Origin of the sequence: Wenxinia marina DSM 24838 (assembly GCF_000379485.1) — a bacterium.
GTDB classification, from domain to species: domain Bacteria; phylum Pseudomonadota; class Alphaproteobacteria; order Rhodobacterales; family Rhodobacteraceae; genus Wenxinia; species Wenxinia marina.
Window position 1 is genome coordinate 274,667 of record NZ_KB902276.1, and the last position, 20,932, is coordinate 295,598.

Annotated in this window: 20 protein-coding genes; 15 read left to right on the forward strand and 5 right to left on the reverse strand. The window is 71.9% G+C overall.

Annotated features, from left to right (window positions below):
• Window positions 1-12: 12 nt before the first annotated feature.
• From A37W_RS0101400 to dctP, 4 genes are read right to left on the reverse strand one after another with little or no spacing between them, the layout of a single operon-like run.
• Complete coding sequence (locus A37W_RS0101400; RefSeq protein WP_018301238.1) at window positions 13-1,212, reverse strand: cytochrome P450; 1,200 nt, start codon at window positions 1,210-1,212, stop codon at window positions 13-15.
• The gene (locus A37W_RS0101405; protein WP_018301239.1) at window positions 1,182-2,462 is read right to left on the reverse strand and encodes a TRAP transporter large permease; all 1,281 of its coding nucleotides are present in this window, start codon (window positions 2,460-2,462) and stop codon (window positions 1,182-1,184) included. The genes A37W_RS0101400 and A37W_RS0101405 overlap by 31 nt, the downstream gene beginning before the upstream one ends.
• Window positions 2,463-2,981, reverse strand: coding sequence for a TRAP transporter small permease (locus A37W_RS0101410; RefSeq protein WP_018301240.1), 519 nt, complete (start codon window positions 2,979-2,981; stop codon window positions 2,463-2,465).
• Window positions 2,982-3,021: 40 nt separating this feature from the next.
• Window positions 3,022-4,026: a TRAP transporter substrate-binding protein DctP gene (gene dctP / locus A37W_RS0101415; protein ID WP_018301241.1), complete on the reverse strand. Its 1,005-nt coding sequence runs from the start codon at window positions 4,024-4,026 to the stop codon at window positions 3,022-3,024.
• Between the two features lie 192 nt (window positions 4,027-4,218).
• On the opposite strand from dctP, the gene A37W_RS22615 reads away from it, so the two are divergent.
• Window positions 4,219-4,755 (forward strand): MarR family winged helix-turn-helix transcriptional regulator, encoded by a 537-nt coding sequence (locus A37W_RS22615; protein WP_018301242.1) that lies wholly within the window; start codon window positions 4,219-4,221, stop codon window positions 4,753-4,755.
• Here the strand turns inward: A37W_RS22615 and A37W_RS0101425 are convergent.
• Window positions 4,752-5,915: a CaiB/BaiF CoA transferase family protein gene (locus A37W_RS0101425; protein WP_018301243.1), complete on the reverse strand. Its 1,164-nt coding sequence runs from the start codon at window positions 5,913-5,915 to the stop codon at window positions 4,752-4,754. The two genes, A37W_RS22615 and A37W_RS0101425, sit on opposite strands and share 4 nt — an antisense overlap.
• Window positions 5,916-6,039: 124 nt before the next feature.
• Between A37W_RS0101425 and A37W_RS0101430 the strand changes: the two genes are divergently transcribed.
• The 14 genes from A37W_RS0101430 (at window position 6,040) to hisD (ending at window position 20,779) form a co-directional block, all read left to right on the forward strand.
• Window positions 6,040-7,128 (forward strand): 2-hydroxyacyl-CoA dehydratase family protein, encoded by a 1,089-nt coding sequence (locus A37W_RS0101430; RefSeq protein WP_018301244.1) that lies wholly within the window; start codon window positions 6,040-6,042, stop codon window positions 7,126-7,128.
• The gene (locus A37W_RS0101435; RefSeq protein ID WP_018301245.1) at window positions 7,125-8,363 is read left to right on the forward strand and encodes a 2-hydroxyacyl-CoA dehydratase family protein; all 1,239 of its coding nucleotides are present in this window, start codon (window positions 7,125-7,127) and stop codon (window positions 8,361-8,363) included. The genes A37W_RS0101430 and A37W_RS0101435 overlap by 4 nt, the downstream gene beginning before the upstream one ends.
• A 59-nt stretch (window positions 8,364-8,422) precedes the next feature.
• On the forward strand, window positions 8,423-9,607 hold the full coding sequence (locus tag A37W_RS0101440; RefSeq protein ID WP_018301246.1) for a CaiB/BaiF CoA transferase family protein: 1,185 nt from the start codon (window positions 8,423-8,425) through the stop codon (window positions 9,605-9,607).
• Complete coding sequence (locus A37W_RS0101445; RefSeq protein ID WP_018301247.1) at window positions 9,604-10,641, forward strand: CoA transferase; 1,038 nt, start codon at window positions 9,604-9,606, stop codon at window positions 10,639-10,641. The genes A37W_RS0101440 and A37W_RS0101445 overlap by 4 nt, the downstream gene beginning before the upstream one ends.
• On the forward strand, window positions 10,641-11,768 hold the full coding sequence (locus A37W_RS20680; protein ID WP_018301248.1) for a CaiB/BaiF CoA transferase family protein: 1,128 nt from the start codon (window positions 10,641-10,643) through the stop codon (window positions 11,766-11,768). Before A37W_RS0101445 ends, A37W_RS20680 begins: the two co-directional genes overlap by 1 nt.
• Before the next feature lie 31 nt (window positions 11,769-11,799).
• On the forward strand, window positions 11,800-12,804 hold the full coding sequence (locus tag A37W_RS0101455) for a TRAP transporter substrate-binding protein (protein WP_018301249.1): 1,005 nt from the start codon (window positions 11,800-11,802) through the stop codon (window positions 12,802-12,804).
• A gap of 52 nt (window positions 12,805-12,856) precedes the next feature.
• Window positions 12,857-13,369 carry a TRAP transporter small permease gene (locus A37W_RS22620; RefSeq protein ID WP_018301250.1) on the forward strand — a complete coding sequence of 171 codons (513 nt, stop codon included), beginning with the start codon at window positions 12,857-12,859 and terminating at the stop codon, window positions 13,367-13,369.
• Window positions 13,366-14,664 (forward strand): TRAP transporter large permease, encoded by a 1,299-nt coding sequence (locus A37W_RS0101470; protein WP_018301251.1) that lies wholly within the window; start codon window positions 13,366-13,368, stop codon window positions 14,662-14,664. Before A37W_RS22620 ends, A37W_RS0101470 begins: the two co-directional genes overlap by 4 nt.
• Window positions 14,665-14,702: 38 nt before the next feature.
• Window positions 14,703-15,533 carry an alpha/beta hydrolase family protein gene (locus tag A37W_RS0101475; RefSeq protein ID WP_156169257.1) on the forward strand — a complete coding sequence of 277 codons (831 nt, stop codon included), beginning with the start codon at window positions 14,703-14,705 and terminating at the stop codon, window positions 15,531-15,533.
• Window positions 15,534-15,615: 82 nt separating this feature from the next.
• A complete protein-coding gene (locus A37W_RS0101480) occupies window positions 15,616-16,839 on the forward strand; it encodes a cytochrome P450 (RefSeq protein WP_018301253.1) in 1,224 nt (407 codons plus the stop codon).
• Between the two features lie 340 nt (window positions 16,840-17,179).
• The gene (locus A37W_RS0101485; protein WP_018301254.1) at window positions 17,180-17,638 is read left to right on the forward strand and encodes an NUDIX hydrolase; all 459 of its coding nucleotides are present in this window, start codon (window positions 17,180-17,182) and stop codon (window positions 17,636-17,638) included.
• Between the two features lie 46 nt (window positions 17,639-17,684).
• Window positions 17,685-19,172 carry an inorganic phosphate transporter gene (locus A37W_RS0101490; RefSeq protein WP_018301255.1) on the forward strand — a complete coding sequence of 496 codons (1,488 nt, stop codon included), beginning with the start codon at window positions 17,685-17,687 and terminating at the stop codon, window positions 19,170-19,172.
• 3 nt (window positions 19,173-19,175) lie between these two features.
• A complete protein-coding gene (locus A37W_RS0101495; protein ID WP_018301256.1) occupies window positions 19,176-19,382 on the forward strand; it encodes a hypothetical protein in 207 nt (68 codons plus the stop codon).
• A 107-nt stretch (window positions 19,383-19,489) separates the two neighbouring features.
• On the forward strand, window positions 19,490-20,779 hold the full coding sequence (hisD, locus tag A37W_RS0101500; protein ID WP_018301257.1) for a histidinol dehydrogenase: 1,290 nt from the start codon (window positions 19,490-19,492) through the stop codon (window positions 20,777-20,779).
• The last annotated feature ends 153 nt before the right edge of the window (window positions 20,780-20,932 follow it).

Sequence of the window (20,932 nt, forward strand, 5' to 3'; positions counted from 1 at the left end):
AGCCCGGGCCCGCTACACCCAGCGCAGGGACAGGCGGCTGACGCCGTATTCCGTCCACCGCGCCCAGAGCGGATCGCCCGCCGCCGCGAAGGGCGGCATCGCCGCAAGCGTGTCGAGCGCGATGCGCGCCTCCAGCCGGGCAAGCGGCTGGCCGGCGCAGGCATGGACCCCGACGCCGAAGGCGATGTGCCGGTTCGGGTGTCGGTCCTCGCGGAACTCCATCGGCGCGTCGAACACCGTTTCGTCCCGGTTGGCGGACAGGAAGTTCAGCGCCACGGGGCAACCCTTGGGGATCGCCCGTCCGCCAATCTTGGTATCTTGCGTCGTCGCCCGCACCAGCGCCTGATTGGGCGAGTAGAAGCGCAGGAACTCCTCCACCAGCAGCGTCCGGTCCACCCGGTCCGTGCGCAGCCTGTCCTGCAGGTCGCGGTCGCCGCAAAGGTGCCAGGCCATCGAGGTCATCAGGTTGCGCGGCACCACGTGCCCGCCGATGAGGAGGAGGCGCACCATGCCGGCAAGCTCGGTCTCGTCGAAGGGTTCGCCGCGGGTGTCGTGGGCCATGAAGCCGGACACCATGTCGACCTCGGGGTCCCGCGGGGCGGCCATCCGGTCGGCGACGAGGTCCCGGGCGAAGCCGTCGATGGTGCGGCTGATGCCGCCCGCGGTCTTCAGATCCCGCGACTGCACCGCGGCGACGTAGTCGTGGGACAGCCGCCCGATCTCGTCCGCCTCGGCCACGTCCATGCCGATGACGAGGCAGAGCGCCCGGACCGAGAAGGGCGCCGAGAAGGCGGTGCCGAACTCGGGCTCCGCCTCGGCCTCCAGCTCCGCCCGCAGCGCCTCGGCCTTGTCCCGCAGCGGCGACTCCATCCCGGCGATCCGGCTCTCGCGGAAGAACCGGTTCAGCGCCTGCCGGTAGCGATGGCTCTCGGGCGGGTCGCGCTGGAGCGGCAGGCGGGGCAGGCCGATCTTGGGCGAGGCGGGGATGACGGACTGCCGCGTGGCGGTGAAGGTCGCGGGGTCCTTCGACGCCGCCACGACGTCCTCGTAGCGGGTGAGGGTGAAGAAGCCGCCCCACTCGGTCGATCCCGCCACCGGGCACTCGGCCCGCAGGCGCGCGTGGGTGCCGATCGGGTCGGCCAGCTCGGCCTCGCCGTGGGGGTTCCAGTCGGGCGTCGGGCTCAGCGGGCGTAGACCGTCGTCGGCAGCCATAGCGAGATCTCCGGGATGTAGGTGACGAGGAGCAGGAACAGGACCATCACGACGGTGAAGGGCCAGATGCCGCGCACCGCCTCGGACAGGGGGGCGCGGGCGATGGAGGACAGGACGAAGAGGTTGAGGCCGATCGGCGGCGTCAGGAACGCGATCTCCATGTTCACGATCAGGATGATGCCGAAATGGATCGGGTCGATCCCCAGCGTCGGCAGCACCGGCAGGACGATGGGCGTCACGATCAGCAGCACCGCGACGGCGTCGAGGAACATGCCCATGACCAGCATCACGAGGTTCAGCGCGATCAGGAACTGCCAGGGCTTCAGATCCCACGCCGCCGCCAGCTCCACCAGCGCGGTCGGCACGCCCGATCCGGTGATCCAGTGCGCGAAGAGCAGGGCGAAGATCACGATGAAAGTGACGGCGCTCGCCGCCTTCATCGCTTCGGCCACCATGCCGAACACGTCGCGCCAGCCGATCTCGCGGTAGACCAGCACCGCGACGAGGACCGAGGCGATGGCGGCGACGCCGGCGCTCTCGGTGACGGTGGTGTAGCCGGTGTAGATGCCGGCGAAGACCGAGACGGGGATCGCCAGGGCGGGCAGGGCGCGCAGGTTGCGCCGGGCGAAGTCGCGTGCGGGCACCCGCTCGCCCGAGGCGTAGCCGCGGCGGCGCGAGATCACCATCACGACCAGGGCGAGGAGGACCGCCTGCAAGAGGCCCGGCACGACGCCTGCGAGGAACAGGCGCGGCACCGACTGCTCGGCGATCAGGCCGTAGAGGATCATCGACAGCGACGGCGGGATGAGGATGCCGAGCGTCCCGGAGGCGCCGACCACGCCAAGGGCGAAGGGCCGGTCGTAGCCGCGGGCCACCATCGCCGGGATCAGGAACGTGCCCATCGCCATCGCGGTCACGACGGACGAGCCCGAGATCGCGGCGAAGAGCGTCGTCGCGATCACGCAGACCAGCGCCAGCCCGCCCCGGAAGTGCCCGACCCAGGCCTCGGCCGCGTCGATGATGACCCGGGCGATGCCGCCCCGCTGCATGAAGGTCGCGGCCATGACGAAGAACGGCACGGCGAGGAAGGTGGTGGAGTTGATGCCCGAGATCGACGTCGCCGCGGCGTCCAGCAGCGGCCGACCCTCTGTCGCCAGCATGATGAGCGCGGCGGCGCCGAGGGCGACGAAGATCGGCGCGCCCAGCGCCATGAGGACGAGCATCCCCAGAAGTCCGACGAGTGCGTCCATCTATTCCGCCTTCGTCGGCAGTTCCGGCTCGGCCACCGGGGTGATGCCGCGCCCGGTGGCGGCGAGGAGGAGGATGCGCACCACGATCAGCGCCATCCCCACGGGCAGCGCCAGGAACACCGTCCAGGCCTGCGGCGTGCGCAGCGACGAGCCCGACCGTTCGTCCAGCATCAGCGCGAAGTCGAAGGCCTGCCAGCCGAAGATCGCCATCGCGATGCAGAAAGCCAGCGTCAGCAGCGTCATGCCGATACCCACGGCCCGCTTCGCCCGCGGCGGCATCAGGTCGGTCACGATCTCGGTGTTGATGTGCCGCCCCTCGGCGGCCAGCACGCTGCCCGACAGGACCGTCGCCCAGATGATGAAGTAGAGTGACACCTCCTCGGCCCAGTCCACCGCGTATTGCGGCGCGAGCGTGCGCACCGCCGCGCCGCCGAGGAAGGTGGCGAGCGAGCACAGGACGAGGATCCCGATGAGGACGGTCTCGATCCGGGACCAGACGGTGAGGATGCGGTCGATCATGGCAGGCGGGGCGCCCGCGCCGGCGGGCGCCCCCTTGCTCTCACTCTGCGTCGAGCTCGGCCTGCACGCGCGACACGAAGTCCGCGTTCATGCCGCTGTCGCCGACGATCTGGTCCTGCAGGCCGACCATCTGCTCGCGCATCGCCGCGACCATCTCTTCCGGCGGGTCGACATAGACGACGCCGTTCTCCTCGTTCGTGGCGCGCGCCGTCTCCAGCTCCTCGGCGGCATAGTCGCGGGCCCAGCCGACCACCTCGCCCCAGGCATCCTGGACGATCTGCTGCTGCTCCTCGGTCAGGTTCTCCATCGTGCCGGCGGAGACCAGCGGGATGTAGACGCCCCAGCCCGCGTTGTCGGCGAAGGCGTGCGCGATCCCCGCTTCCCACAGCTTGCCGCCCGAGATGGTGAGGTCGGTGACGCTGCCCATCCCGTCGATCTGGCCCTGCGTCAGCTGCAGCACGATCTCGGTCCGCGGCGTGGCGACCGGGTTCGCGCCCATCTGCTGCAGGATCGAGACGACGACGGGCGAGGGCGGCGTGGCGAGCTTGACGCCCTGCAGGTCGTCGTAGCTCTCGACCACCGCCTCGGTCGTGTAGGCGGAGTTGTTGGGCGCGAACTCGAAATGCCCGCCCTCGGGCACGACGATGCCCTTGCCCTCGAGCATGCCCCATAGCTCGTCCCCGAGCGGGCCGTCGAGGATGCCGCGCACGTCCTCGCGCGTCGCGCCGAAGAACATCGGCAGGGTGATCACGCTCATGTTCGGCTCGAACTGGCTGAGCGTCGGCGAGGCCTGGATCGACATGTCGAGCGAGCCGGCGGCGAGGGCGCGGATCGCGCCGGCGCTGTCGTAGAGCTGGCCGGCGGGGAACACCTCCACCGTGATGTCGCCGCCCGACATCTCCTCGATCGCCTCGGCCCAGCGTTCGGCCGCGAGGTTGCGGACGTGGCCCGGCGGCGTCTCGATCGACAGCCGCAGCTCGGTCTGCGCGGCGGCGCCGCCTGCGGCCAGGGCGGCCAGCGCCGCGATGGTCAGGGTGATCCTCATGTCGTCTCGCTCCTCCCTAGGACGGAGCCTTGCCCTGCGGGATACGCGCGATGCGTCCTCCGTCCCGCGGCCGGCCCTCGATAAAGTTCATAGGGTGAACCTTTTTGATTCGTGTCAACCGCGCAGCGGGCGTCCGGCCGTTCGTGCCGGCGGACTTGTCAGCCTGCGCCGGGTGGCGCAGGGTCTGCCGGGATGGACGACGGGCACTCTCTCCTGCAGCCGGCCCTGTTCCGGCTCAAGTCCGGCGCGCAGGTGCGGGCCGGCTGGATGGCGCACGACCTGCCGTTCCTCACCCGCTCGCTCCGCTTCCTCATGCGCGCCGACAGCGACATGCTGCGCCGTGAGATGGCGCTGGAACCCGGCGAGATCGGGATCATCGGCCTGCTGGCCGAGAATCCCGGGATCAGCCAGAACGACCTCGCGATGTCGCTGGTGCTGAAGAAGTCCGCCGTGACCAAGCTGGTGCAGGGGCTGGAGAAGCGCGGCCTGCTCGACCGCCAACGCAGCGAGAGCGACCGGCGCAGCAACGAGCTGACGCTGACGGCCGCCGGGCGCGAGAAGGCGCGCGCGGTACACCTGCGCGTGGCCGAGCTGCACCGCGACTGGTTCGCCGGCATCCCCCCGCGCGACCAGGCGGTGTTCTTCTCGGTCCTGTTCCGGGTCGTCGCCACGATGGCCGAGCGCAGCGGCGAGGCGGCCGCGATGGACGGCGGCGGCAGCGACGACTAGTCGTCCGCGATCTCGCGCAGCACCGCCTCGGTATGCTCGCCGAGTGCGGGGGCAGGCCGGTGGTGCCCCGGTCCGTCATGGGCGAAGCGGAAGCCTGCATTGAGGATCCGCGCCTGCGGCAGCGACTCGTGCGGGGTCGGGACGTCGAGGAACAGCCCGCGCCCGGCGATCTGCGGCAGGTCCAGCGCCTCCTCGATCCCGCGCACCTTGCCCGCGGGCACGCCCGCCTCGGCCAGCGCCACCTCCCACTCCTCCGCCGTCCGCGCCCTGAACCGCTCGGCCAGGATCGCCTGCAGCTCGGCATCGTGGGCCACCCGCGCGTCGGGCGTGGCGAAGCGCGGATCGTCCAGCACGCCCTCGCAGCCGAGGGTGCGGACCAGCCGCTCCACCTGCACCTGCTGCACCGCGCCGATGGTGATGTCGCCGTCCGCCGTGGCGAACGTGTCCGCCGTCGGCGCGCCCGAGAAGCCGCGGTTGCCGGTCCGCCGGTGCCCGCGCCCCGAGATGGTCAGCGGCGCGAGGACCGAGGACATCATCACCAGCGTCGTGTCGAGCATCGAGACGTCGACGACCTGCCCGCGCCCCTGCGGGTCCGCCTGCCGCTGGGTCCAGGCGGCGAGGATCGCGAAGGCGGACATCAGCGCGCAGTAGGTGTCGACGAGGGGGAAGCCGATCCGCATCGGCGCGTCCCCGTCCTCGCCGGAGAGGGACATGAGGCCCGACACGCTCTGGATCACCTGGTCGATCGCCGGCCAGTCCCGCATCGGCCCGTCCTGCCCGAAGCCAGAGATCGAGGCGTAGATCAGCCCCGGCTTCTCGGCCCGCAGTGCCTCGGCGCCCAGGCCCAGGCGGGCGGCGACGCCGGGGCGGAAGTTCTCGACCACGATGTCGGATCGCAGGGCGATCTTCCGGGCGGCCTCGCGGCCCTCGTCGGTCTTGAGGTCGAGGACGACGGAGCGCTTGCCCGCGTTGGCGCCGACGAACGGCTCTGCCATGCCGCGCAGCTCGGGCCGGGGCGTGTAGTAGCGCATCGCGTCGCCCTGCGGCGGCTCGACCTTGATGACGTCGGCGCCGAGGAGGCACAGGAACTGCGTCGCGAGCGGCCCGGCGATGACGTGGCTGAAATCGGCGATGCGCACGCCGGCGAGCGGCTGGGCCATGCGGGTTCCTCCTCCCGTTTCGTTCATCCTATGAACCATCCGGGGCGAGGCGGTCAATTCTTCCCGCCTCTTGACACATGGCCGAAATGGTTATCCCAATGAACCATCTTCGGGAGGAGGCGACATGTCGGACGGCGCGGCGGCCCGGCTGGAGGCGGCGTTCCAGGCGCGCGCCCGGTCTGCGGTGGGGGATTGCCCCGTCGTCGGCCTGTTCGGCGACGGCTGCCCCGAAGCGCTGATCGCCGCCTGCGGCGCACGCCCGGCGGAGGTGAAGGCGCCCCCGGCCGGGGACGCGGACGTGCCGCGCTCCGAGGTCGTGGCGTCGATCCTCGAGACCTTCGTCGATCCCTACGCCGCCGCCTTCCTGCACCGCCTCGCCGCCGGCTGGTACGACGGCTACGCCGCCCTCGTCTTCGTCCGCGACGACGTGGCCGCGCTCACCGCCTACCAGTACGCGACCGAGCTGCGGCGGCAGGGGCTGATCGCGGGGAAGGGCCCGCGCTTCCTGCTGTGGAATCTGGTGCGGGCGCGGACCGACTCGGCGCACCGGTTCAACATGGTGCAGGCCGAGCGGCTGATCGGAGAGCTGACGGCGCTCCTCGGCACCTCCTTCGGCGACCTTGCCGCCGCGCAGGCGGCGGAGGACCGGCGGCGCGCGGCGCTGTCGCGGATGGAGGCAGCGCGCCCGTCGGCCCGGCAGGCGCTGATCTGGCGCAACGCCGGCCGGTGGCTGCCGCCGGACGAGCATGCCGGCCTGCTGGACGCCGACCTCGCAGGGGCCGATGCGACGACCAGGCCGCGACTCGGCCTCGTCGGCACCGCCACCATCGACCCTGCCTTTCACGCCATGCTCGACCGCTGCGGGTCTCTCGTCGCCGACCTTCAGCCCTACGGTCGCGTCTGGCCCGCCTGTCACGCCGGCGGCGAGGATCTCGACGCCCTGCTCCGCGCCGTCGCCGCGGACCCGCTGCACCTGCGCGCCGCGCCGCCCGCATCCTGTCGTCGGGCGTTGCTGGAGGGGCTCGCCGGCTGTGACGTGGTGGTCTCCCAGGTCGATCCGTCCGACGACGGCTTCGGCTGGGAGGTGCCTGCGCTCCGCGACGCGTTGGGGGCGCGGGGCGTGCCGCTGGTCGACCTCGGCTTCCGCCCGCCCGCGCCGGACGCCGCCTGGCTGGACGCCGCCGCCGCCCGCATCGAGGAGGCCTGCCGATGACCTGCGCCAGGGCCGCCACCGAGTACCAGCGCGAGTGGACCCGGGGCCTGCGCGCCCGCATCACAGCGGGCGAGCCCTTCGCCTTCGCCAACGCCGACACCCCGCACGAGCTGTTCCACGCGATGGACGTCCCGCTGGTCACCAACCAGTGGTGGTCCGCGGTCATTTCGGCCAAGCAGCTCGCCCCGCACTATTTCGACCTGTCCGAGGAGATGGGCTTCCACCCCCACCTGCCGCGCTATTCCAGCCTGCCGCTGATCGCCGAGCTCGCGAACGACCCCGAACGCCAGCCCTGGGGCGGCCTGCCGACGCCCTCGATCCTCTGCGCCCGCGCCAGTTCGGACGAGCATGCCCGCATCTTCGGCCTCTGGGCCGAGGCGACGCGTGCGCCGCTGCACCTGCTCTCCGCCCCCGCCGTGCCGGACCCGGCGCCGGAGTGGTGGCGACTCGCCCGCGACGACTGGGAGACGCTCTACGGCACCGACCGCCTCGACCTCATGGTCGCCGAGATGCGCGACCTCGTCGCGGCGCTGGAGGACCTGACCGGCCGCCCCTTCGACGAGGACGGCTTCGCGGAACGCATGGACGCCATCGACCGGCAGGAGCGCATCTTCGAGGAGGTGGCGGACATGATCGCCGCGGCCCCGAAGGTGCCGATGCGCATCAACGAGCAGATGCCGAACGTGATGATGCCGCAATGGCACCGCGGCTCGGACTGGGCGCTGTCGCACGCGGCCGCCTTCCGCGGCGAGGTGGCGGGGCGGATCGAGCGGCAGGAGTGGGTGCGCGACGACGAGCGCATCCGCATGATGTGGATCGGCGCGGGCCTGTGGTTCGACACCTCGTTCTACACCGCCTTCGAGGAGAGCCACGGCGCCGTCTTCGCCTGGTCGATGTACCTGCCCTTCGCCTCGGACGGTTACATCCGCGCCAGCCACGGCGACCCGATGCGAGCGCTTGCCGCCCGCGTCTCGTCCATCAACGAACAATTGCACCAGCCGCCCTGGATCAACGCGTGGATGGTGCACCAGGCGCGGAAGTTCCGCATCGACGCCGCACTCCTGCTGGTGCCCGAGCACGACCGCTTCTCCGGCCTCGGCTCGCTCTTCGCGAAGCGGGCGCTGGAGGAGGCGGGGGTCAAGGTGATCGAGGTGCGCGGCGACATGGTCGATCCGCGGGAGTGGGACCGCGACGCGATGGTGGCGCGGGTGGGGGCGGAGCTGGACACACTGTGATTGACAAAGGTTCACTCGGTGAACCAAACTGAGGATCGACAAGCGCGGGGAGGACCGTCGTGGGCGCGCTGGACGGAGTGAGGATCGCGGACTTTTCGTGGGTCGGGGCGGGGCCCCGATCGACCAAGGATCTCGCCGACAACGGCGCGACCGTGGTCAAGATCGAATCCGCCCGCCGGCTGGACCTCGGCCGCCGCTCGCCGCCCTTCGCCAAGGGCGAGAGCCGCAACCACGACGCCTCGGCCTTCTTCGCGCAGACCAACACCTCGAAGATGTCGGTGACGATCAACCTCGGCGATGCGCGCGGGGTGGAGGTCGCCAAGCGGCTCGTCGCCTGGGCGGACGTGGTGGTCGAGAATTTCGGCCCGGGCTACATGGACCGGATCGGCCTCGGCTGGGACGTGCTGCAGGAGATCAACCCGGGCGTCATCCTCGCCTCCGTCTCGGTCGCCGGGCGCTCCGGCCCGATGGCGGGCTTCCGCGGCTACGGCAACTCCGCCGCCGCCCATTCCGGCCACGCGGTCATGTCCGGCTGGCCCGGCACCGACCCCCACATGCCGCCCTTCGCCTACGGCGACGTCGTGGCGCCGATGTTCCTCACCGTCGGCATCCTCGCCGCGCTGGAGCGGCGGGAGCGGACGGGGCAGGGCGGCCACGTCGACGTCAGTCAGATCGAGCCGATGGTGCATGTCCTCGCTGACCTCTTCGCCGAGACGCCCCAGGAGAAGCCGGCCAACGCCGACCCCCTCATGGCGCCGCACGGTGTCTGGCCCTGCGCCGGCGCGGACCGCTGGATCGCCATCGCCTGCGAGGACGACGCGCAGTGGGCGGCGCTGCGGGAGGTGCTGGACCTGCCGGCGGAGGACCGCTTCGCCACCGCGGGCGGCCGCAAGGCGGCGGAGGCGGAGCTGGACGCGCTGGTCGCCGGGATGGTTGCGGGCCGGGACCGGGACGAGCTGGCGCAGGTGCTGGCGGAGGCCGGCGTTCCGGCTGGGCCGGTGACGGACGGCCGGGACCTCGCGACCGATCCCGCGCTGACGGAGGCCGGGCACTTCGTGCAGGTGCCGCACCCCGTCCTCGGCCCCTCCGCCATGCCCGCCCCGCCGATGCGCCTGTCCGCCACGCCCTGGGAGGTCGGCCCGTCGCCGTGCCTGGGGCAGCACAACAAGGAGGTGTTCGAGGGCCTGCTGGGCATGGCGCCGGACGAAGCCGCGGCGCTGGCGGAGGAGGGCGTGCTGGCATGAGCCTGCTTGACGGCCTCAAGGTGGTGATCGTCGCCGACCGCCTCACCGACCTCGGCGGCCGGATGCTGGCGGAGATGGGGGCCGACGTGGTGCTGCTGTCCGAGCGGCAGGAGACCACGGACGCCCGCCGCGCCGCCTGGCTGCACGGGATGCGCCGCCCGGCGGAGGGCGAGACGGCCGAGGGCCTTGTCGCCGCGGCCGACATCCTGCTCGACGGCCGCCGTCGGGGCGCCGAGCCGGGGCTGGACGACGCCGCCGCGCAGAACCCGCGCCTGATCCACGTGATCGCCCATCCCGGGATCGGCACGGACGACACCCCCGCCACCGATCTCACCCTCATGGCCCGCTCCGGCCTGATGACGGTGATCGGCGACCCCGACCGCCCGCCACTGCGTCTACCGGGCGAGCAGGGCTATGCGCTCACCGGCATCCAGGTCGCGACCGCGGCGCTCCTCGGCCTCGCCGCGCGCAGGCGGACGGGGCAGGGGCAGCGGATCGACGTCTCGGCGGTGCAGTCCGCGACGCTGGCGAACTACCGCGAGGCGGTGATGTACGCCTGGACCGGCCGCGTCGGCCGGCGCACCGGCAACCGGCTGGTGCGGGGCTCTTCTGGCGTGCGGCAGGTCTGGCCCTGCGCCGACGGGTACGTCACCTGGTCGATGATCGACAACCCGAACATGATGCGCAGCCTGGTCCGGGTGATGGAGGCCGAGGGTGCAGCGGGCGAATTGTCGGACATCGTCTGGGAGGACATCCTCGTCGCCGACACCGACCAGGCGGTGATCGACCGTTGGCAGGAGGTATTCGGGGCCTTCTTCGCGTCCCACGACAAGGCGACGCTCGCCGACTGGTCGCTCCGCCACGGCTGGGGCCTCTCCGCCATCGCGACGCTGGACGAGGTGCGGGGCAGCCCCCACCTCGCCGACCGCGGCCTCTGGGTCGAGGTGGACGACCACGGCACCACCCGCCCCCTGCCGGGGCCGCTGTTCCGGTTCGACCGCGCCGAGGCCGCGCCGCTTCGGAAGGTGCCGTGATGGGCGCGCTCGACGGCCTCCGCGTCCTCGACTTCTCGCGGCTCCTGCCGGGGCCCTACTGCACGTGGTTGCTGGCGGACCAGGGCGCCGAGGTGATCCGCATCGAGACGCCCCGCGAGCTGGCTAAGCAGGCGAAGGTGTTCGGCTGGGACCGGCTGGACGAGGAGGGCAGGGCGCGGCAGCGGGCGCAGGACATCCTCGCGCGCAACAAGAAGTCCGTCCTTCTCGACATCGGCGACGAGGATGCCCGCGCCACGATCCGCGCGCTGGCGCGGGACGTGGACGTGGTGGTCGAGGATTTCCGCCCGGGCGTGCTCGCCGGCCTCGGCCTCGGCCACACGGACCTGAGCGAAGGCAACCCCGCCCTCGTCTACGCCAGCCTCACCCTCTGCGGCCAGACCGGCCCCTACCGCGACCGCCCCGGCCACGACCCCGTCGCACTCGCCCTGTCGGGCGTCCTGTCCCGCACCGGCGAGGATCCGGACGCGCCCGGCCTGCCCGGCGTGCCGAACGCCGACGTCACCACCGGCGCCCATGCCGCCTTCGCCATCCTCGCCGCGCGGATGGAGGCGCAGCGGACCGGGCAGGGCCGCCATGTCGACGTCTCGATGACCGATTGCTCGATGAGCCTGATCGCCAACGTGCTGTCGCGCTACAGCGACCCCGCCGACGCGCCGCCCCGCGGCCAGCGGCGCGCCGACCTCGGCCTCTGGCGCTGCGCCGACGGGCGCTGGCTGGTGACGACGGACATGGAGCCGCGCTACTGGGCGACCTTCTGCGAGGTGATGGGCCGGCCCGACTTCGTCCCCCACCAGATCGACCCGGCCAAACGGGACGAGATCCGCGCCACCTTCGCCGCCGCTTTCGCTGCGAAGCCCCGCGCCGAGTGGCTCGACATCCTCGCCCGCGCCGGCACCCAGTTCGCCCCTGTCAACGACGTGACCGAGGCGCTGGCCGACCCGCACCTGATCGCCCGCGGCATGGTGATCGAGGTCGCGGCCCCCGGCGGCGGCACGCTGACCCAGATCGGCGCGCCCGTGCGCCTCGGCCCCCAGCCGCCGCCCCGCGCGGCGGTGGTGCCGGGCGCCGACAACGACGCGGTGCTCGGCCGCCTGTCCGAGACCTGAGACGACGTCCGCAGAGGGAGGAGACCCAAGGATGACACTGACACTTCGCACGACGACCGCCATCGCCCTGGCGCTGGCCGCGACCCACGCGGCGGCGCAGGACTTCACGCTCACCTACGCCTCGCCCTACACCGAGACGCACCCCTACGGGCAGGCCGACGCCGAATGGATCGCCCGGATCGAGGAGCAGACGAACGGCCGGGTGGAGATCACGCCCTACTGGGGCGGCACCCTCGTCACCAGCCGCGAGGGCGTGGACGAGCTCGCCGCCGGGGTGGCCGACATGGCCTACATCGCGCCGATCTACGCGCGCTCGGGCTACGACATGAACCGCCTCGTGCCGGGCATGTTCTACGGCTACACCGACCCCGCCGAGGTGCTGGAGGTCTATACCGGCCTCGTCGAGGAGTATCCGCAGTTCACCGAGGAGCTGCAGGGCGTCCACGTCCTCGGCTACAACGTCGGCACGCCGATGCACCTGCTCCTGCGCGAGGCGCCGGTGGAGACGCTGGACGACCTGCAGGGCCTGCGCATCCGCTCGGCCGTCGACTTCATCGGCCCGCTCGCCACCTTCGGCGCCGAGGGCGTCACGATGCCGATGACCGAGACCTTCCCGGCGCTGGAGCGCGGCGTCGTGGACGGCGTCATCGCCCCCTACGAGGCGCTGAAGTCGCTGAGCTTCGGCGACGTGGTCGGCTACTATTCCGGGCTGCCGCACAGCCGCGGCGCCTATCCCAGCCGCGCGATGAACCAGTCCGTGTGGGACTCGCTGCCGCAGGACATCCAGGCGGTGTTCGACGACAACGTGGACTGGCTGTCCCAGCGCACGATGGAGCTGAGCCAGGTGGCCGAGGATGCGGGCCGCGAATACGGCGAGGAGCAGGGCGTCGTCTTCAACGAGATCGCGCCCGAGGTGCAGGCCGAGTACGCCGCCTCGTTCGAGCCGTCGATCCGCGAGGTCGCGGCCGAGCTCGACGCGATGGGCAAGCCCGGCACCGAGGTGCTCGAGGCGGTTCGCGCCGCCCACGACGAATGAGCCTGCGCGGGCGCCGGTCCATCCGGCGCCCGCACCTTGCCGGGAGGAACGAATGGCGGCGATCGAGAAGTGGCTGGGACGGATCGTCGCCGTGGCGGCGGTGATCGGCGTGGCGGCGATCGCCGCGCTCGTCTGCCTGACCGTCGTCACCGTCACCTTCCGCTTTCTCGGCATCGCCTTTCCCGGCACCTACGTCCTGGCCGAACTCCTCATCATCCCCGCCGTCACCCTCTCCCTCGCCTACGCCGCCTGGGAGGGCGCGCATACGCGGGTGGAACTGCTGACCATGCGCCTGCCGCCGCGGGTCAGGGGGCCGCTCGAGGGGCTGATGCTCGCCGTCGGCTCGGCCTTCTGGGGGATGGTCGCCTTCGCGGGCGTCGAGGAGGCGCTGCGCCGGGGCGCGCAGGGCGAGCGGACGATGCTGCTGGACATTCCGGTGGCGCCCTTCCGCTGGCTGATGGTCGCCGCGCTGGCGCTGCTGATCGTCGTCCTGCTGCTGCGGGCCGCGCAGGCGGCGATGGGGCAGGGCGCTCCGCACGACGCGGGCGGCGAGGTGCGCGAATGACGCCCGTGGCGGCCGGCGGAGTCGGCGTCCTGCTGCTCTTCACGCTGATCGCGCTCGGCATGCCCATCGGCTTCGCGATGGGGCTGATCGGGTTCGCGGGCCTCGCGCTGCTGCTGTCGTTCCACGCGGCGATCATCAAGACCGGCGTGATCGCCTTCGACCTCGCCACGAACTACGCCATCGGCACGGTGCCCTTGTTCCTGTTCATGGCGCATATCCTGTTCGCCAGCGGCATCGGGCGCGACCTCTACGATTTCGCCGCGCGGATGCTGGGGCACCGCCGCGGCGGCCTTGCGATGGCCACCGTCGGCGCGTCGGCCGGGTTCGCCTCGGTCAACGCCTCGTCGCTCGCCACCACGGCGACGATGGGCCTCGTCGCGCTGCCCGAGATGAGGAAGCACGGCTATTCCGACCGCCTCGCCGCCGGCTCGGTCGCGGCGGGCGGCACCATCGGCAGCCTGATCCCGCCGTCGGGGATGTTCATCATCTACGGCATCCTGACCGAGACTTCGATCGGCGACATGTTCGCCGCCGGCATCGTGCCGGGCGTGCTGCTCGCGATGTTCTACATGGTCTCGATCGGCATCCGCTGCCGCCGCGACCCGTCCCTCGGCCCCGCCGGCCCCCGCTTCGGCGCGCGCGAGCGCCTGGCGGGCCTGCGGCGCACCGGCGACGTGATCCTGCTCTTCGTCCTCGTCATGGGCGGCATCCTCTGGGGCTGGTTCACGCCCACCGAGGCGGGCGCGATGGGCGCCTTCGGCGCCGTCGTGATCTCGGCCCTGCGCGGCCGGCTGAGCGTGGCGGCGGTACGCGACGCCATGTACGAGACGCTGAAGACCACCGGCATGATCTTCGGCATCCTGTTCGGGGCGCTGGTCTTCAACGGCTTCGTCACCGTCACGACGATCCCGCTGCACGTCGTCGGCTGGGTCGCCTCGGCCGAGCTGCCGCCGATCGGGATCCTGCTGCTGGTGCTGCTGGTCTACCTGTTCCTCGGCATGATCCTCGACGCCAGCGCGATGATGACCCTGACGGTGCCGCTGTTCTTCCCCCTCATCACCGGCCTCGGCTTCGATGCCGTCCTGTTCGGCGTCCTCGTCGTCAGGATGACCGAGATCGCGCTGATCACGCCGCCGGTGGGGATGAACGTCTACGTCCTGTCCGGCGTCGCCCGGGACATCCCCCTGTCCGAGATGTTCCGCGGCACGTTGCCCTTCGTCCTGGCCGACATCCTGCACGTGGCGCTGCTGATCGCGGTGCCGGCGCTGGTCCTGTGGCTGCCGGGGCTGATGTGAGGTCGGGGAGGGAGAAACCCTTCGTGGAGGAGATGACGATGAAACGTACCCTGATCGCGGCCCTGGCCGCCACCGTGGCCGCGCCGGCCCTTGCCCAGGAGGCGCCCTATCCGGTGCTGCGCAGCGCGGCGGAGGGGCTGGACGGCTACACGCTGTACGCGCCGCAGGGGCTGGCCGACGCGCCGGCCGTCCTGTGGTTCAACGGTGGCTGCGTCCTCTCGCACGCGCAGGCGACGGCGCTGATCGTCGGCGTGGCCGAGCAGGGCTACGCCGTCCTCGCCACCGGCGCGCCGGGCGACTACTCGACCGACCGGGACGGGCCCCGCGCGGACAAGGTCGGCCCGATGATCGACTGGCTGGAGGGGGCGGGGGCCGGGCAGCTGGGCGCGGCGCCCTCCGCCATCGGCACGATGGGCTGGTCCTGTGGCGGCGCCGAGGCCCTCCTCGGCGGAGCCGAGCCGCGGGTCGACGCGATCCTCGGCCTCGCGACCGGCTTCTTCACCGAACCGGACGAGAGCCGGCCGCCGGAATACGGGATCGAGAACCTGGGCTCGATCACCCAGCCGACAATGATCGCCGCCGGCGGTCCGTCCGACATCGCGTGGGAAAACGCCAATGCCAACTTCGACCAGGCCGACTTCCCGATGATCCTCGTCGGGCACGAGAGCGCGGGCCATGGCGGCCTCGTCACCGGCGCCTACGAGGGGCAGGGGGTGGAGGTGCAGGCGCTGGCCGATTCCATCGCGCTCGCCACCGACTGGCTGGACTGGCAGCTCAAGGGCGACGAGGCGACGGGGCAGGCGGCGTTCCTGGCGGAGGACTGCACGTGGTGTGCCGCGCCCTGGTCGGTCGAGACCAAGGGGTTCTGATACCGGGCGGCGGGGCCCGAGGCTCCGCCGCCTGCGTCCGTCGGGCGGATGGCCGCGACGATCTCCAACGACGAGGACCGCGATGAGCCGGGTGATCCACGACCGCCGCGAGGCGAAGGGGCGCGAGACCTTCTCGCGGGCGCATGATTTCGACGCGGACGTGACCGAGGGCTTCGACGATGCGCACAGACTGTTCGACGACCTGCGCGAGCGCTGCCCGGTCGCCCACTCCAACGACTTCGAGGGGTTCTGGGTGCTGACCCGCTATGCCGACATCGAGGCGGCGATGGACGATTCCTCGCTCTTCTCGACCGCGGTGCAGAACGTCGTGCCCCGCGTGGCGACGACCGGCCGGCGGCCGCCGCTGCATCTCGACCCGCCGGAGCATACGCCCTACCGCCGCGCCATCTCGCCCCTGTTCCGGCGCGAGCGGATGGAGCATTGGGGCCCGGTCGTCCGCGGCATCGCCCGCCGCCTGTTCGAGCCGCTCGTGCCGCAGGGGGAGTTCGACCTCTGCCTCGACTATTCCTACCACCTGCCGATCCACGTCCTGGCCGAGTTCTTCATGATCCCGGACGAGACGGCCCAGCGAGTCCGCGCCATCGGCAAGGAGTTCAACCTCGCGCTGCAGACCAAGGACGTGGCGGCGATGCAGCGCACCAGCCTGTTCCTCTACGAGGTCGCGCAGGGCGTCATCGACGAGAGGAAGGCCCGCCCCCTCGACCCCACGGTCGACCCGACGAGCGCGCTCCTCGCCGCGCGGGACAACGGCGAGCAGCTGCCCGAGCACCTGATTCTCGGCACCATCCGCCAGCTCCTCGTGGTGGGGATCATCGCCCCGACGACCTTCCTCGGTTCGGTCGGCGTGCACTTCTCGCGGCACCCCGAGCATTTCACGATGCTGAAGGACGACCCGTCGCTGATCCCCGCCGCGACGGAAGAGCTGCTGCGCCTCTACACGCCTTACCGCGGCTTCGCCCGCACGCCGACCCGCGAGGTCGATATCGGCGGCCGCACGATCCGCGAGGACGAGCCGGTCGCCCTGGCCTTCGCCGCCGCCAACCGCGATCCCGAGGCGTTTAAGGACCCTGCGGAGTTTCGGCTGGATCGGACCGACGCTCCGCCGCACCTCGCCTTCGGCCGCGGCCCGCACATGTGCGCCGGCGCGCCGCTGGCGCGACTGATGCTGACCGCGTCGATCGAGGTCTTCACCGACCTCTGCGACGGGTTCGAACTGGTGGGCGAGACGCCGATGACGACCTGGCCGGAATACGGCCCGATCTCGGTGCCGCTGCGGCTGAGGTAGCGGGGATCGAGAGACCCTCACCGATCGAATACCCGCCCCGGGCTTGACCCGGGGGTCCGACGGGCAGGAGCGCTCCGGTCCGGCGGGGTCCCGGGTCAGGCCCGGGACGGGATGTTCGGGGAGGCGCCGTTCTTCATGGTGCGGCAGCGTCCCGACATCGGATTGCTCAGGCAAGCCAACCACATCACCCCTGCCGATCGAACCTCCGCGCTGCATTTGCCCGCCCGTCATTTGACCCTGTCGGCCGCCTGCGCCACCATGGCCCACCGCCCTTCCGCACAGGGGGGCGGGCGATCGGAAGGGCGGCGGTGACAGGACATCACGACAGGCACGGCGACGGATGAGGCTGGCCCGCCGCCTGTGGACCGGCCTGCTGCGGCCGATGCTGCGCCGGCCGCCCCGGTTGCAGGTCGCGGCGCTCTGCCATCGCGGCGAGGGCGCGGCGCGCGAGATGCTCGTCATCACCAGCCGCGGCACGCGGCGCTGGGTGCTGCCCAAGGGCTGGCCGATCCGCGGGCTCGACGCCGCCGGCTCGGCCCTGCAGGAGGCGTGGGAAGAGGCCGGCGTGCGCGGCCGCGTGGCGCCGGCTCCGATCGGCAGCTACACCTATCGCAAGCGCAAGTCCGCCGGCTGGGCGCTGCCGGTGGAGACGCTGGTCTATCCGGTCGCCGTCGAGGCGATGGAGGACAGCTTTCCCGAGGCGGGCCAGCGGACGCTGCGCTGGGTCCCCCCGCGCGAAGCGGCGCAGATGGTGGACGAGCCGAGCCTGCGGACCCTTCTGGAGGAGTTCGGGCGTTGAAGTTCCGGACGCGGACCGGTACGGGGCCGGACCCGGAGGAGACGCCATGACCGACAGCAGGGACTTCGAGGCCCGCCACCTCGAGACGCTCGACCGCGACCTCGGCCGGTTCTCGAACCTCGAGATCGCGACCAGCTATGCCGGCCGGCCCGCCGTCGGCTTCGGCATCGCCTTCCTGTTCGTCGCGGTCGCCGCCCTCGCCGCCGGGCTTTTCTTCCAGCAATCGCCGAACACGGTGATCGTCGCCGTCGCGGCCGCCATCGGCGCCTACATGGCGCTGAACATCGGCGCCAACGACGTCGCGAACAACATGGGGCCAGCCGTCGGCGCGCGGGCGCTGACGATGGGCGGCGCCATCGCCATCGCCGCGGTGTGCGAGACGGCGGGCGCGCTCCTCGCCGGGGGCGACGTGGTCGGGACCATCGCCAAGGGCATCATCGACGTGGACAGCCTCGGCTCGTCCCGCACCTTCGTCTGGGCGATGCTGGCCGCGCTGCTGTCCTCGGCGATCTGGGTGAACCTCGCGACCTGGATCGGGGCGCCGGTCTCGACCACGCACTCGGTCGTGGGCGGGGTGATGGGCGCCGGGATCGCCGCAGCGGGGTTCGGCGCGGTGTCGTGGCCGACGATGGGGGCGATCGCGCTCAGCTGGGTCGTCTCGCCGCTCCTCGGCGGGACGGTCGCGGCGGGCGTGCTGTGGTTCATCAAGGCGCGGATCATCTACCGCGACGACAAGATCGCCGCCGCGCGGGTCTGGGTGCCGGTGCTGACGGGCCTGATGGGTGGCGCCTTCGCCACCTACATCGTGATGAAGGGGCTGAAGTCGGTGATCGACGTCGGCTTCGGCGCGGCGCTCTTCATCGGACTGGTCGCCGGCGTCGGCATCGGCGCGATAATGGTGCCGGTGGTGCGCCGCCAGGCGCGGGGGCTGGAGAACCGGAACAAGTCGCTGAAGGTCCTCTTCGCGGTGCCGCTGATCGTGTCGGCCGGCCTTCTCAGCTTCGCCCACGGCGCGAACGACGTCGCGAACGCGGTCGGCCCGCTCGCCGCCATCGTGCAGGCCTCGGGCAGCGAGGGCGTCGCCGGCACCATCGGCATCCCCGCCTGGGTCATGGTGATCGGCGCCTTCGGCATCTCGTTCGGCCTGTTCCTGTTCGGCCCGCGCCTGATCCGCATGGTCGGCGGCGAGATCACCAAGCTGAACCCCATGCGCGCCTACTGCGTCGCCCTGTCCGCGGCGCTGACCGTCATCGCGGCGAGCTGGCTGGGCCTGCCCGTCAGCTCCACCCACATCGCGGTCGGCGGCGTGTTCGGCGTCGGCTTCTTCCGCGAATGGCACACCGAGCGGCGGATGCGCGCCGCGCGGCTCGCGGTGCCGAATCCGCCCGCCGTCGCCGCGGAAGAGCGGGCGAGGCGCAAGCTGGTCCGCCGGTCGCATTTCCTGACCATCGTCGCCGCATGGCTCATCACCGTGCCCGCCGCCGCGATCCTGTCGGGCGTGCTGTTCCTGATCGTCACGACGCTCGCGGGGTAGGCGGTGAAGCTGCTGGACCGCGACCACCCCTTCTTCCGCCCGCTGTGGCGGCGGGTCGCGGTGACGGCCGTCTGCTTCGGCTGGGCCGGGGTGGAGGCGTCCTCGGGCGAGGCGGGCTGGGCGACGATCTTCGTCGGCCTCGGCATCTGGTGCGTGTGGGAGCTGTTCCTGGCGCGGCCCGGCACCCCTCCGGGCGACAGGGACGGCTGACCGTTTCCCCCGCGGAAGATTCCCGTTGCGCGGCGCCGCGGGCTGTTGGATAGGTGTCTGTGAATACGTATGCAAAGACGGCGCCCGCCGCCCGACAGGGGACATCCATGACCGACCTTACCGACCTTCCGCCCGGCGTCACCCACCTGCGCCGCCCGACCCGCGACGCGACCGCCGACACCGGCTCGGTCGCCGAACTGGTGAGCGGCATCCTGGCCGACGTGCGCGACCGGGGCGACGCGGCGGTGGCCGAGTACGCGCAACGCTTCGACCGGAGCGAGCTGGAGCGGTTCGAGGTCACGGCAGAGGAGCGGCAGGCCGCGCTCGACGCCCTCGACCCGCAGACCCGGGCCGATACCGAGTTCGCCATCGCCAACGTCCGCCGCTTCGCCGAGGCGCAGCTGGCGACGATGCAGCCCCTCGACATGGAGGCGCTGCCGGGCGTGCACATGGGCCACCGGGTGATCCCGCTGGAGCGGGTGGGCTGCTACGTGCCGGGCGGACGCTATCCGCTGCTCTCCGCGCCGGTCATGACCATCGTGCCGGCCAAGGTGGCGGGCGTGGGCGAGGTCATCGCCTGCCTGCCGCCGAACGCGCATCCCGCGATGATCGCCGGCTGTCACCTGTCGGGCGCCGACCGCATCTTCCGCATCGGCGGCGCGCAGGCGATCGCGGCGATGGCCTTCGGCACCGAGAGCGTGCCGCGTGTCGACAAGATCGTCGGCCCCGGCAACGCTTTCGTCAACGAGGCCAAGCGGCAGGTCTTCGGCCCGGTCGGCATCGACCAGCTGGCCGGGCCGTCCGAGATCTACATCCTCGCCGACCATACCGGCGATGCCGAGATGATCGCGACGGACCTTCTGGCGCAGGCCGAGCACGACGTGCGCACCCGCGTCGGCCTCATCACCACCGACCGCACCGTCGCCGAGGCGGTGGAGGAGGAGGTCGCGCGCCAGCTGACCGAGCTCGCCACCGCCGAGACCGCCGCGCAGGCCTGGCGAGATTACGGCGAGATCGCGCTCTGCGACGACGAGGCGGCGATGATCGCCTATTCCGACCTGATCGCGGCCGAGCACCTGCAGGTGCACACTGAGGATTCCCACGGGCTGGCGGCGAAGCTGCGCAACTACGGCTCGCTCTTCATCGGCGAGCTGGCGAGCGTGGTCTATTCCGACAAGTGCTCGGGCACCAACCACACGCTGCCGACGATGGCGGCGGGGCGCTATACCGGCGGCCTCTGGGTCGGCGCCTACGTGAAGGTCGCGACCCACCAGTGGCTGACGCCCGAGGGCGTTTCCGCCGTCGCGCCGCCGGCGGTGCGGCAGAGCACCTCGGAAGGGCTGGACGGCCACCGGCGGGCGGCGCAGCTGCGGCTGGACCGGCTGCAGAAGGGCTGAGAGCGGTAGCCGGCAGGCGCGGGGGCGCCTGTCGACCCCCTCTACGCTCGAGCCGGCGCGACGACCGCGACCTCTGCAGGGTGCTTGAAGAATGACACGTCGGCCCGTCTGCGACGGACCGGCGGGCGGGCTCCGGCCTTTCAGGCAGTGGCA